Raw genomic sequence first — 12,601 nt, 5'->3', positions numbered from 1 at the left:
ATCTTAAACTAAAAGGAAACATAAGGTAATAACAAGGTGTGAATCTATAAAGATAAGTTTTTCTTATCACTGTAAAAAGTAATACAAGCCTCTCTTAATACATATAAATTATTAAAAGTTATGTACGTTTTTTTAAAAGAGGGGGAAGTAAGAATGAAAAAAAGATTCTTTGCGATTGTGATAATGGCGATTACAGTGCTTGTAGTGTCGGCCTGTGGTACAAGCAGCTCTGGAGGAACAGGCGATGCTGAAAAGAAAGAATTGAGAGTTGTAACGGATGCAGCATATGCACCATTTGAATACATGGATGGCGACAAGATTGTTGGTTTCGATATCGACTTCCTGAAAGCTGCCGCGAAGGAAGCAGGTTATGAGCTGAAGATCGAGAATGTCGGCTGGGATCCTATTTTTGTGGAAATCAAGAGCAAGCGGGCTGATCTGGCGGTTTCTTCAATCTCGATTAATGATGAGCGAAAACAGACCTATGATTTTTCATTGCCATATTTCTTATCCACTAATAAGATCCTTGTTAGTGAAGACAGCGATATTAAAAGTGCTGCTGATCTGAAGGGAAAGGTAGTGGCTGTCCAAAACGGCACAACCGGGCAGGCAGCAATGGATAAGCTCCTAGGCAAGAATAACGAAGATATCAAGAAATTCGATAACAACAACCTGGCAATCATGGAAATGCTCTCGGGAGGAGCGGATGCAGTTGTTGCTGATAACGGGGTTGTCGAAGTCTATGCAAAAAACAATCCGAAAGAAAAGCTGAAGGTTATTGAAGACAGTGGAAGCTTCGAGGCGGAATACTATGGAATTCTGTTCCCGAAAGGAACGGATTTGAAAGCGGACTTCGATAAAGCAATCAAGAAAATCGTTGAAAATGGCACATATGAGAAAATCTATCAAGAATGGTTCGGCCAGGAACCAAACATGGATATGCTGAAGGCGGAGCAGGAAGCATCCGAATAAATTGCCGAAAACAATCAATCTTCGTTGATGCGTAACTCTTGAAAACAGCGTTACGCATTTTTTTGTACAGCTCTTTTCGTAAACTATGTTGCTTTCACAGTCAAAGTATAAAAGCGCATTTAGGTTTTACGATTAAAAATACAATTCCGATTGGGATGTCACAACGAAAAGAGCCTGATACCTTTTTGTCGGATGTCACAACGAAAAGAGCCTGATACCTTTTAGAATGAAATAGTCGAAATACAACTGTCCATGCAATTATAAAATTCATTAAAATCTGGTCCCTAGCCTCGGGGTCTTTGGAGGGCAAGCTATGGATTTTCGTTTTGATATTATTGTTGAATATTCTCCTTATCTAGTAAAAGGCACACTGCTGACAATCGGGCTATCATTGGCCGGAATTTTTATCGGGACAATCCTCGGCCTGTTCATCGGACTTGGCAAAATCCAGAGCCGAAAACTGCTGACCTGGCCTTTTGTCTGGTATATTACGTTCTTCAGGGGAACCCCGCTATTTGTGCAAATACTGCTGATTCATTTTGGTGTCGTCCCTATGATCTTAGGTGAAACGAACGGGATCGTCGCGACAATCGTCGCCCTGTCACTAAATGCGGCAGCCTATATCGCAGAGATTTTCAGGGCAGGAATCCAGTCAATCGACCGCGGGCAGATGGAAGCCGCCCGGTCACTTGGAATGACCCATGTCCAGGCGATGAGGTATGTAATTTTACCTCAGGCATTCAAACGGATGATTCCGCCTCTTGGAAATGAGTTCATTGTACTCATCAAGGAATCATCGCTTGCGGCGATTGTCGCGACGCCGGAAATCATGTACTGGGGCCGGGCGATGGCAGGTCAGTATTACCGCGTTTGGGAGCCGTACCTTACCGCAGCAGTCATTTATCTTATCCTGACGCTCTCGCTGAGCTTCTTATTAAATATCCTTGAAAGAAGGCTGAAAACAGAATGATCAAAGTCGCTAATTTGCAAAAGTCATTTGGCAGCCACAAGGTGTTGAATGGAATTAATGTTGAGGTCCACCCACAGGAGGTTGTGGTGGTAATCGGTCCATCGGGTTCTGGCAAATCAACTTTCCTCCGCTGCATAAACCTGCTTGAAACGATAACAGATGGACATGTACTCATCGAAGATATTGACATTACTGATAAGGGATCGAACATCAACAAGGTGCGCGAAGAGGTCGGAATGGTATTCCAGCACTTTAACCTTTTTCCGCATAAAACAGTGATTGAAAACATCATGCTGGCGCCCCTGAAGGTAAGGGGTGTGTCAGAGCAGAAAGCAAGGGAGAAAGGAATGGAGCTGCTGAAAAAGGTAGGTCTTGAAGACAAAGCAGCAGCCTACCCAGACTCACTTTCAGGCGGGCAAAAGCAGCGAGTGGCAATCGCCCGCGCCCTTGCGATGGAGCCGAAAATCATGCTGTTTGATGAACCAACCTCAGCCCTCGATCCAGAAATGGTCGGGGAAGTTTTGGAGGTCATCAAACAGCTTGCAAGGGAAGGAATGACAATGGTTGTCGTCACTCACGAGATGGGCTTTGCCCGCGAGGTCGGTGACCGTGTCATTTTCATGGACGGAGGATTAATCGTGGAAGAAAACAAGCCAGATGATATATTTGAAAACCCACAGAATGAAAGGACGAAAGCGTTTTTGAGCAAGGTTTTATAGTTGGATAAAGGAAGCCCGATTTTACAGTCGGTGCTTCTTTTTTATGGTCAACCGTTAATAAATCAGCCGCAACGGTTAATAAAAAATCCTGCAACCGTCGATAAATTGATGGCAACCGTTAATAAAACTCTTGCAATTGGAGATAAATCTGCCGTAACTGGAGATGAATTTGTGTAACCTTAAATAACAATTGTGCTACCGTAAATAAAAGTTGTTCAACCGGATTTCAAGGGTAAATACACTTCGTAAATCCAAAAATGAGGATAGGTAAACTGATGAGGTCACTGCCCATCATACAAAAAGTTGCCATCAAAGGAGTCTAATACCAGCATTATTCTAAGATAGGTGGAGAAACCGGCCCATTTTTGATAATTTATCCAATTATTGCTTGCTAAAACTAACGTCGTTAGTTAAAATAAAACTAACGACATTAGTTTTGCAGGAGGTACAATAAAATGAGAGTAATCAAAGAGGGGTTTTTATATCAGCTGACGTTCATGCCAAGGTTTTTTCCTGTGAATTGTTATTTAATTGAGGAGGAGGAGGGACTGACTTTAATTGATGCCGCACTTCCGAACAGTGCGAAGCCAATTTTGCAGGCTGCAGAAAAAATCGGAAAACAAATCATGAGGATTATTTTAACACATGCTCACAGCGACCATATTGGTGCGCTTGATGAACTGAAAGACAAAATGGGTGTTCCGGTTTACATTTCTTCCCGTGATTCCCGCCTTTTAGCTGGTGATACCTCTCTTGACTCAACCGAACCCAAGACACCTATTCGTGGCGGCGTACCAAAGAACATCAAAACAAGACCGGATGTACTTATAAAGGAAGGGGATCATATCGGTTCTTTGCTGGCAATTTCAACTCCGGGGCACACACCAGGATCGATGTCATTCCTTGACCAGAGAACCAATATGCTGATTGCGGGTGATGCATTCCAGACCAGAGGGGGGCACAGCCGTATCAGGGGTGACAATCCCGTGGTTTCCTTTTCCAGCGATGGCGACATGGAACAAAGAAACAGCCTTGCAAAGTGCCGGGAAAATTCATGAGTTAAAACCAAGCCTGTTGGCTGTTGGACACGGTGAATTACTTCGAAATCCTGGCACACTTATTGAAAAAGCAATCCAAAAAGCTGAGGCAGCTTTTACAAAATAAAGGAGTATGAAAATATGTCACCAAGACCGAAAATTGCGCTTGATAAAAATACGATCATGCTTGCTGCTGCTGAGCTTGCGAATGAGCAAGGAAGTGAATATGTCACGCTGGCTTTGCTGGCAAAAAAACTTAACATCAAACCGCCTTCATTATACAATCACTTTGATGGGCTGCCGGGAATTAAAAGAGAGCTGGCCATTTATTCACTTGAAAAACTGTACAACAGTTTGGCAAAGGAAGCGCAAGGAAAGTCTCAGGGAGACGAAACCATTATGGTATTAAGCCAGGCGTATTTAACCTTTGCAAGAAGAAATCAGGGACTGTACGAGTTCGCGCTAGCAGCCCCTGACCCTGCAGATGAGACAGTCAATGACGCTGGCAAAAAAATCGTTGATCTCGTCATTTCAGCCATCCAGCCTTTTGGATTAAAGGAAGAGGAAGCAATCCATGCTGTCCGCGGTTTGAGAAGCCTGATGCATGGGTTTGCATCGCTGGAGCAAAAAGGTGGTTTCGGAATGCCGCTTGATTTAGATGAAAGCTACCAGCTTGCAGTTACCGCCTATATCCACGGCTTGAAAAAATAAGGCTAATTTTCATCTTCTGAAATAGATTTCAAACCTACTCATATACATATGTATAGATGCAACTTTGAAAGAACAGGAGGCGCACTATGGATATATATGTGAGAAGAGGAGATTCCTTTTGGTATTTTAGCAATTTGTTCAACATCCCTCTCCAGTTGATTATAGATTCCAACCGTGATATCGACCCAAATGCTTTGAATGTGGGGCAGACGGTGAGGATTCCTGGTTTTGCAGCGGTGGATTATCGGATTCGTTCTGGGGATACTCTTTGGAAAATTGCCCAAAGCAGAAATCTGCAAGTAGATGCACTGCTGCTGGTCAATAAGAATGTTAATCCGAATGGGCTCTACATCGGACAGATGGTCAAAGTTCCCCTAAGGATCACCTGGCGAATTGTCCAGGGGAAGAAGAATTATGATTATGCATCACTGGTGAGTGATTTGAGACGATTGGAAAATGTCTATCCGTTCATGAGGGTGCCTTCGATTGGCAATTCTGTTTTAGGTAAAAGCATGCCAGAAACATTGATTGGGAACGGCAATAAGCGGGTTCATTATAATGGATCCTTCCATGCGAATGAATGGATCACCACGCCCATCATCATGACTTTCCTGAATGACTATCTGCTGGCATTGACAAATAAGTCCTCCATACGCGGCCTGTCCATGCAGAATTTCTATGGGCAGATGACACTATCGATAGTTCCAATGGTGAATCCTGATGGTGTTGATCTTGTGCTCAATGGGCCGCCTGAAGCAGAGCCATGGAATGAAAGAGTAGTAGAATTGAATAAGGGAAGCCTGGATTTTAGCGGATGGAAGGCGAATATTAGAGGGGTGGACCTGAACGACCAGTTCCCGGCAAAATGGGAGCTTGAAAAAGAACGCAACCCAAGTCAGCCTGGACCAAGGGACTATGTTGGGCCAAACCCATTATCCGAGCCAGAAGCGATTGCGATGGCAGAAATGACCCAAAGGCGTGATTTCTCCAGGGTTCTTGCCTTCCATACTCAAGGGGAAGTGATTTATTGGGGCTTTGACAACCTTGAACCTCCGGAAGCAGAAGCTATGGTCAATGAATTTGCACGGGTGAGCGGCTACCAGCCGGTAAAAACGATCGAGAGCTATGCCGGCTACAAAGATTGGTTCATCCAGGACTGGCGCCGGCCAGGTTTTACCGTCGAGCTTGGCTTCGGCATAAACCCGCTGCCGCTATCGCAATTCGATGAGATATATGAAGAAGCCCTGGGGATCTTCCTTGCAGGACTTTATCTATAGGCTTTGTTGTTACTGAATGTCGATTTCACAGAGTTTGAGAAATAAACGGAAAAATTCCGCTTAAATTGAAAATGCCCCTTATTTCTTCAAAAATAAGGGTCGTTTTTCCGTTTATTTAGATAAAATCATTGGATTTTGTTCTATTTTAAACAGTTAGCCGGAATACCTCCACTTATTCCTGCTTTCTAAGCGGACTCTATACACAATAACCGGAATATCTCCACTTATTCCTGCTTTCTAAGCGGACTCTATACTCAATAGCCGGAATATCTCCGCTAATCTCATACTTTCATGAAAACGACAATGGATGATAACAGAGTAAATCTATAAAAAGCAGATCACCTGAAAAGGTGGTCTTTTTCTATTCCATTGCTTGGTTTTATTTCGTAAAATAAACCACAGGTGAATGGGGGAGCATAAAAATGACATATTCCGTTGAAAAGCCTAAAACAATACTTATTATAATGATTTTAATGCTGCCTACCTTGGCATTTACTAATAAGATTATTTATTTTTCCGCCGTTTTTATACTTCTTATTATCTCGCTATTACGATCTTATTTGACAATCCATCCTGAGCATCTTGAATATAGAATGACCATTTTCAAGTTTACAATCTATCGGATCGTCCTGAATCAAAATAATATCAAAAAAATCCAGTTCGGAAGAATCGGCTGGTCAACTAAAAATGCGGTCATTAAAGTGAAGGGGAGCCTCAGTATCAGCATGCCACAGTCCAATAAAGAAGAATTCGTCCTTGAACTTGAACAATTCGCCATCAACCATGGCATCAAAGTACAAAAGACGAAAGACTATAAGCTATTAGAAAAATACTATTCTCATAACTAACAAAAGCATCGGACAAGGGCCCGATGCTTTTATCATGTTTATTTTTCAAAAATGCTGTTGGAAAGAAGTCGGAACAGATAATCGGTATGGTCGCGGAAACCAGCTTCGAGACCGATCATTGTAACGTCCTTATTCTGTTCTTTCACGATGACTGCCTTGCCTTGTGGTTCACCATTGTTTTTCCAGTGACCGGCGACGAAGAAGTCGGAGTTATCGTCAAATGTTGCGGATACTTCATCGTTACCGGTGTTTTCATACCAGACAGGGCGATAAACAAAACCGAGATCGTCCTCTCCGTATCCTCCCGTCACACCTTCGCCGCTGTAATCTACCTTTGCTATGCCGTTGCTGCTGTATCCTGCAACGACAATATCGTCATCTGTTAATCCCAATGTCTTTGTTGCGAGGGAAGCGCCAGCACCGACTGCGATATACTTGCCGCCATTTTTTAAAAATTCCTCTACATTGGCTTTGAAGCTGTCAAACTGACCGGGGTTTTGGAATCCGAACTCTTTATTGCCAGCACGTGACTGAGTTTTGGCAATTAAGCCTTCCGTTCCGCTGTAAACAAATACGTCAAAGTTAGAAAGACCTTCTTCTGCAACCTCTGCTGGACTTACTTCAGTGACTGAGAAGCCAAGGCGTTTAAGAGCGAGTTTTGTACCAGAATGGGATTGGGCTTTATTCATGCCCCCATCTTTCAAGATTGCAACCTTCAGATTTGAAACTTCAACTGCGTCAGCAGGAACCTTAGCTGAATTAACATGCAATCCGGATTGTTTCACGGCTGCTGAGATTGTGTTCGCAGCTGCAGCTGTATAAAAATCACCTTTAGAATCGCGTTTTACAGAAACACCTTCCTGAAGAAGCCTATTTACAAGGTTCACAGCTTTCACTGAACTATTCGGAATAAGGAAGGGCCCTTTGCCGCTGACAGTGCCTTGCTCCTGAACCTGGTTCACTTTTGTCGCTGTCAAAGCAAACTCGCTTTGAACCGGAATTGCCTCGAAGCCCCAGAGCTCTGGCAGGCTCCATGCTGAAATGTCGTACATGGCATCAACATCTTCTGTAATGTCTTCGCCATCCCACAGCATCGTATTGGCAAGGCCGGCTTTTGCCTGGTCCATTTTTACGATATACGTGCCTTTAGGATAAGACTGACGGTCTGCTGTAAAAGCCTTGGAAGCCTGGACGACGTCAATATCATTTTTCTGCAGATGTTTGACAGCCTTCTGTGTCACAGTTGGATCTTCATGATTTACAGGCAGAACATAGGCAGTAGTAGGGAAGAAGCCTTCTTCATGGAATGGGTGGTCAAAATTAATGCCGCGCTCGAACATCTCGATTTGGTCTTTGATCATTTCCTGCTTGTTATCTGTAGCATTTTTCAATGCGCCCATGATGGCGTCATACATCCAGCGAACGCCGTCCAGATCATTCGTTGGCGCTTCAAGCGTATGACCGTATGCTCCGTGGTACATTGCATACATTGGCGTGAAGATCGGCGGATAATCATCCCAGCCTTCCGCGTCATCGCGCTGAGGAATGTAGGTTCCTTCCATTGACTGATAGAGACTGCCGGTAAAGCTTCCCTTGTTGGACATGATTTCAGTTTCCATCGCTTCTGCCTGGTCCAATGCCCACTTTTCATAAAGGTCATATTCATAATTGGGGTTGTGAGGAACCGTACAAGGTTCAATAAGACCCTGCTTGTTTGGTGCATAATTTTTCACATAGCCATGTGTATCAAGGAAGACCATTGGATTCCATTCCTTGATCAGGGCAACAGTTTCCTGGGTTTCCGGCTGTGACTGGGTGATGAAGTCACGATTCAAATCGATTCCTTCTCCGTTGAAACGTGTAGCATCGATACGGCCATCAGGATTCTGGACAACATTGAAGATCAAGATATTATTTTCAAGGATTGTCTTCGTTGTGTCGTCATTTTCAAGTGCAAAGCGCTCGATCAGCTGCATGACAGCATCACTGCCGATAAACTCGGTGCCGTGAATGGAGCCATTGATCATGATTGGCACCTTGAAGTCCGGATTATTTTCAATCCAATCCTGTGCTTTGCCAGGGTTTATGAACATTTGTTTTCTTAAAGCCTGAATTTTGCCGAACTTGCCCTGAGTGTCAGGTGCAGCAATCGTCACGACATAAAGGGGCTGACCTTTGGATGATTGGCCTTTTACTTCGACTTTCACACGATTGGATTGCTTCTCGATTTGTGCGAGCTTGTCGCCGATTTCCGAGAATTTCATAAAATCATAGTTTTCGCTGTTGAATAAGCTGCCGTCCTGTTCCTCATATGCATTAACATAATTCCACTTGAGTGAATCGGCAAGCGCGGGAGTCCATGGTGAGGAGGCCAGCAAGCTTGCAGCCACTACACCAGAGATAATCTTTTTATGCTTCATTTATGTATTCCTCCGATATATTTTTTGTATATTTATACATAATAATCATTAAAAATAATTTCGTAAATCGTACGAAATTCCTAATTATTCGTCTCGACAGCATCAGCGTTTATTATCCTGGATTATAGTCTGGTTGGGAAATTAATTGGAGGGAGGGTATAGGTACAAAGACACCATGCAGAGGCAAAATAAAAAACAGGGCTGGTTGCCCTGTTTTATTGTGGCTGTATTGTTCTGTTGCGGCGCTTTCGGTTCCATTGTCTTGCTTTATACTTCTGTTCAAGCTCTGTGACAGGTTTTGCAACAAGAGCGTTCTTGAATTCAACAGGTGTTTGTTTTACTGAAAAAACAACGGTGTTGACAGCTTTCTTTTTCTTTTCAAAATCAGTCATCAGCTTCTGCTGTTTAAACTTGAGTGAATCAGTTTCTTCCTTGATTGCATTCGTTTTATTTTGGACCCGTGTGGCTGTCTCCTGAAGGCTATCAATCGTTGGCTTGGCATCTTTATATGTTTTATAGACAACATATCCAAGATAACCCAGGGCTGCCACGATCACAGCGATACTTATATAAACAATGATCATGAAATCTGCCTCCTTTTACATTAATTCCATTACATGTACAATACCCAATTTTAGCTGTGACATAACTGCTATTCATTAGAAAGGTGGAAATTTCTAATTTTGAAGTATTTGTGAAATAATGCACAAACTTAACCTGAAGTGTGACGAACTTCACAAACAAGAGACTTAAATCACAATACAATTTAAACATAGAGGAAATATCATTAATGAAAACTCCGGAACAAAAGCTTTTACCATGGGAGGACAAACGAGATGAAAAAGAAACTAGTCATGATAGGGAACGGAATGGCAGGAGTCAGGACGATTGAAGAACTGCTTAAGCTCCAGCCAGATGGATATGATATCACTATTTTCGGGAATGAGCCTCATCCAAATTACAATAGAATCATGTTATCCACAGTCCTTCAGGGAGATAAGTCGATCGAAGACATTATCATGAATGACTGGGATTGGTATAAGGGTAATAGCATCCAGCTTTATACAGGAGAAGCAGTGGTCGGGATAGACAAACAGAAGAAACAGGTAATATCTGATCAAGGACGTTTACTAGATTATGATGAGTTGATCATCGCTACAGGCTCAAGCTCGTTTATTCTTCCAGTGCCTGGATCGGATAAAAAGGGAGTCGTCGGTTTTCGTGACATCCACGATTGTGAAATGATGATCAAAGATTCCAAGAAGTATAAAAAGGCCGCTGTAATTGGCGGTGGGCTGTTAGGCCTGGAAGCTGCGAGAGGCTTGCTGAATTTGGGGATGGAAGTCGATGTTGTCCATTTGATGCCGCATCTGATGGAAAGACAGCTTGATGAAACAGCTTCAGGAATGCTGAGAAAAGAGCTGGAAAACCAGGGTATGAATTTCTTGCTTGAAAAACAGACTGCGGAAATTTTAGGTGAGGAAAGGGTAACAGGACTTAGATTCTCAGATGGTTCCGAAATACAGGCTGATCTTATTGTCATGGCTGTTGGAATCCGGCCGAATGTACAGCTGGCAAAGGATAACGGCATCTATGTCAACAGAGGAGTTGTCGTCAATGATTATATGGAGACAGATGTTCCGAATATTTATGCTGTCGGGGAATGTGCTGAACATAGGGAAATCGTCTATGGTCTTGTCGCACCGCTTTATGAACAGGGAAAAGTACTTGCTGCTAACCTAGCAGGAATCCCAACGAATCCATATGAAGGAACGATTTGCGGGACTCAGCTGAAGGTATCTGGCTGTGATTTGTTCTCTGCAGGTGAAATCGGCGATGACGAAGGAACGAAATCAATCAAGGTCCACAATGAGTTTGATGGAATCTACAAAAAAATTGTCATTCGAGACAACATGATTGCCGGGATTGTGCTTTATGGTGACACAAAGGACAGCAATCGCCTGTTCAGAATGCTGACGAAAAGAGAAGACATTAGCGGCATGACAAGCGTGTCGATTCTAGAAGCAAGCGGATGCTGCGGCGGTGGCGGAGAAGCGGGCGATGTAAAGGCGATGGCCGATGACGAGCTTGTCTGCGGCTGCAATGGCGTCACAAAAGGAACGATTGTCGAAGCAATCCGGACTAATGAATTGACGACGGTTGACGAAGTGGGTGGCTGCACGAATGCAGGACGTTCTTGCGGAAGATGCAAATCGCTCATATCCGATATCCTCGCATTCACACTTGGTGATCAGTATGATACTTCCGCGAAAAAGGCAGGGATTTGCGGCTGTACGACTTTAAGCAAAGATGAAGTAGTGGCTGAAATCAGGGCTAAGGGTTTGACCAATGTCAGGGAAGTCATGAACGTTCTCGGCTGGTCCCAGGAGGAAGGATGTTCAAAATGCCGTCCGGCAATCAATTATTATCTTGGAATGGTTCACTATGATGGGTATAAAGATGAACGCGATTCAAGGCTGGTTAACGAAAAGATGCATGCCAACATCCAGAAGGATGGAACATATTCTGTTGTGCCAAGAATGTATGGCGGCGTGACGACTGCTGCAGATTTGAAGAAAATTGCAGAAGTTGCCGAGAAGTACAATGTTCCACTCGTAAAACTGACGGGCGGACAGAGGATTGGCTTGTTCGGTGTCAATAAAGATGACCTTCCGGCAATGTGGGAAGATCTGGGGATGCCATCCGGATATGCTTATGGAAAAACGCTTCGCACAGTAAAAACCTGTGTAGGCGAAAAGTTCTGCCGGTTTGGCACCCAGGATTCTATGGGTCTTGGAATACAGCTCGAGAAAAAGTTTGAGCGCCTTGATACACCGCATAAAGTCAAAATGGGAGTATCTGCTTGTCCAAGAAACTGTGCGGAGTCCGGAATTAAGGACATTGGCTTTGTAGGAGTCGATGGCGGCTGGGAAATCTATATTGGCGGAAATGGCGGAACTGATCTGCGTGCTGCCGACCTGCTTGATACTGTCAAGACAAAAGAAGAGGCATTGGAAATAACAGGAGCGTACCTTCAATACTATCGTGAAACAGCTGCCTATCTTGAAAGAACTGCACCTTGGTCTGAAAGAATGGGACTTGAACATGTCAAAGAAGTCCTCGCTGATGAAAACATGAGAAAGCAGTTGAATGAAAGACTGGATAAGACATTGGAGCGCTATAACGAGCCATGGCAGGAAGCGATTCAAGATAATGGAATAAAAGAAAAGTATTATCAAATCCGCAGCGTAACGGTTGAATAGAGAGGATGAATCGAAATGCAAATGACAAAAGTCAGAATCAATGTGGCTGATTATCATTCCCTTCCTGTTGGGACAGGGCAGGCAGTCACAGTAAATGGTGAGAACATCGTCTTGTTTAAAATAACCAACGGGGATGTCAAGGCTGTCGAAAACCGCAGCCCCCACAGAAAAGGTGGAACTCTTGCTGATGCACTCGTGAGTGGGAATTTTATCTACTGTCCAGTCTATGACCTGAAAATCTCGCTCGATGACGGGAAAGTTCAGGCACCAGATACAGGCGAAGTAAAAACGTATCATGTTGAAGTAATTGAAAATGAAGTGTATATAACAATTTGACCTAAGAGAGGGACTCTCCCTCTTCATAATTGAAAGGGCGGGAACACA

General features: G+C 43.6%; 11 protein-coding genes and 1 pseudogene. 10 read left to right on the top strand and 2 right to left on the bottom strand.

Translation table 11 applies throughout. The annotated features are described in order from the left end of the window. Positions 1 to 153: 153 nt before the first annotated feature. The 8 genes and pseudogenes from LC048_RS16980 to LC048_RS16945 all read left to right on the top strand — a co-directional run bounded on the left by LC048_RS16980 (position 154) and on the right by LC048_RS16945 (position 6,534). Positions 154 to 972 (top strand): basic amino acid ABC transporter substrate-binding protein, encoded by an 819-nt coding sequence (locus LC048_RS16980; RefSeq protein ID WP_226601398.1) that lies wholly within the window; start codon positions 154 to 156, stop codon positions 970 to 972. 313 nt (positions 973 to 1,285) lie between these two features. Beyond that, the gene (locus tag LC048_RS16975; RefSeq protein ID WP_226601397.1) at positions 1,286 to 1,942 is read left to right on the top strand and encodes an amino acid ABC transporter permease; all 657 of its coding nucleotides are present in this window, start codon (positions 1,286 to 1,288) and stop codon (positions 1,940 to 1,942) included. Next, on the top strand, positions 1,939 to 2,661 hold the full coding sequence (locus tag LC048_RS16970; protein WP_226601396.1) for an amino acid ABC transporter ATP-binding protein: 723 nt from the start codon (positions 1,939 to 1,941) through the stop codon (positions 2,659 to 2,661). Before LC048_RS16975 ends, LC048_RS16970 begins: the two co-directional genes overlap by 4 nt. Continuing rightward, positions 2,662 to 2,838 (top strand): hypothetical protein, encoded by a 177-nt coding sequence (locus LC048_RS16965; RefSeq protein ID WP_306048202.1) that lies wholly within the window; start codon positions 2,662 to 2,664, stop codon positions 2,836 to 2,838. Between the two features lie 278 nt (positions 2,839 to 3,116). Then, positions 3,117 to 3,825: pseudogene (locus LC048_RS16960) on the top strand (MBL fold metallo-hydrolase). Between the two features lie 14 nt (positions 3,826 to 3,839). Next, positions 3,840 to 4,409, top strand: coding sequence for a TetR/AcrR family transcriptional regulator (locus LC048_RS16955; RefSeq protein ID WP_226601394.1), 570 nt, complete (start codon positions 3,840 to 3,842; stop codon positions 4,407 to 4,409). Between the two features lie 86 nt (positions 4,410 to 4,495). Then, positions 4,496 to 5,686, top strand: a complete 1,191-nt coding sequence (locus tag LC048_RS16950; RefSeq protein WP_306048200.1) for a M14 family metallopeptidase — start codon at positions 4,496 to 4,498, stop codon at positions 5,684 to 5,686. Positions 5,687 to 6,108: 422 nt separating this feature from the next. After that, positions 6,109 to 6,534 (top strand): hypothetical protein, encoded by a 426-nt coding sequence (locus LC048_RS16945; RefSeq protein ID WP_226601392.1) that lies wholly within the window; start codon positions 6,109 to 6,111, stop codon positions 6,532 to 6,534. 38 nt (positions 6,535 to 6,572) lie between these two features. Here LC048_RS16945 and LC048_RS16940 read toward each other — a convergent pair whose 3' ends face one another. Together LC048_RS16940 and LC048_RS16935 are read right to left on the bottom strand one after the other, a co-directional pair. Next, the gene (locus LC048_RS16940) at positions 6,573 to 8,954 is read right to left on the bottom strand and encodes a M14 family zinc carboxypeptidase (protein WP_306048198.1); all 2,382 of its coding nucleotides are present in this window, start codon (positions 8,952 to 8,954) and stop codon (positions 6,573 to 6,575) included. Positions 8,955 to 9,169: 215 nt separating this feature from the next. Beyond that, positions 9,170 to 9,538, bottom strand: coding sequence for a DUF948 domain-containing protein (locus tag LC048_RS16935; protein WP_226601390.1), 369 nt, complete (start codon positions 9,536 to 9,538; stop codon positions 9,170 to 9,172). Positions 9,539 to 9,790: 252 nt separating this feature from the next. Between LC048_RS16935 and nirB the strand changes: the two genes are divergently transcribed. Both nirB and LC048_RS16925 read left to right on the top strand, forming a co-directional pair. Next, positions 9,791 to 12,217, top strand: a complete 2,427-nt coding sequence (gene nirB, locus LC048_RS16930; RefSeq protein WP_226601389.1) for a nitrite reductase large subunit NirB — start codon at positions 9,791 to 9,793, stop codon at positions 12,215 to 12,217. A gap of 15 nt (positions 12,218 to 12,232) precedes the next feature. Next, the gene (locus tag LC048_RS16925; RefSeq protein WP_226601388.1) at positions 12,233 to 12,553 is read left to right on the top strand and encodes a nitrite reductase (NAD(P)H) small subunit; all 321 of its coding nucleotides are present in this window, start codon (positions 12,233 to 12,235) and stop codon (positions 12,551 to 12,553) included. Positions 12,554 to 12,601 lie beyond the last annotated feature (48 nt).

It is taken from the genome of Mesobacillus subterraneus (assembly GCF_020524355.2).
Classification (GTDB): domain Bacteria; phylum Bacillota; class Bacilli; order Bacillales; family Cytobacillaceae; genus Mesobacillus; species Mesobacillus subterraneus_C.
Note: the sequence above shows the minus strand (reverse complement) of the source record. Positions and strands in the feature narration are given on the sequence as shown.

Excerpts from the sequence above, each read along its gene's own strand:
- LC048_RS16980 (WP_226601398.1), top strand. The coding sequence starts at position 154 with ATGAAAAAAAGATTCTTTGCGATTGTGATAATGGCGATTACAGTGCTT.
- LC048_RS16975 (WP_226601397.1), top strand. The coding sequence starts at position 1,286 with ATGGATTTTCGTTTTGATATTATTGTTGAATATTCTCCTTATCTAGTA.
- LC048_RS16970 (WP_226601396.1), top strand. The coding sequence starts at position 1,939 with ATGATCAAAGTCGCTAATTTGCAAAAGTCATTTGGCAGCCACAAGGTG.
- LC048_RS16955 (WP_226601394.1), top strand. The coding sequence starts at position 3,840 with ATGTCACCAAGACCGAAAATTGCGCTTGATAAAAATACGATCATGCTT.
- LC048_RS16950 (WP_306048200.1), top strand. The coding sequence starts at position 4,496 with ATGGATATATATGTGAGAAGAGGAGATTCCTTTTGGTATTTTAGCAAT.
- LC048_RS16945 (WP_226601392.1), top strand. The coding sequence starts at position 6,109 with ATGACATATTCCGTTGAAAAGCCTAAAACAATACTTATTATAATGATT.
- LC048_RS16940 (WP_306048198.1), bottom strand. The coding sequence starts at position 8,954 with ATGAAGCATAAAAAGATTATCTCTGGTGTAGTGGCTGCAAGCTTGCTG.
- LC048_RS16935 (WP_226601390.1), bottom strand. The coding sequence starts at position 9,538 with ATGATCATTGTTTATATAAGTATCGCTGTGATCGTGGCAGCCCTGGGT.
- nirB (WP_226601389.1), top strand. The coding sequence starts at position 9,791 with ATGAAAAAGAAACTAGTCATGATAGGGAACGGAATGGCAGGAGTCAGG.
- LC048_RS16925 (WP_226601388.1), top strand. The coding sequence starts at position 12,233 with ATGCAAATGACAAAAGTCAGAATCAATGTGGCTGATTATCATTCCCTT.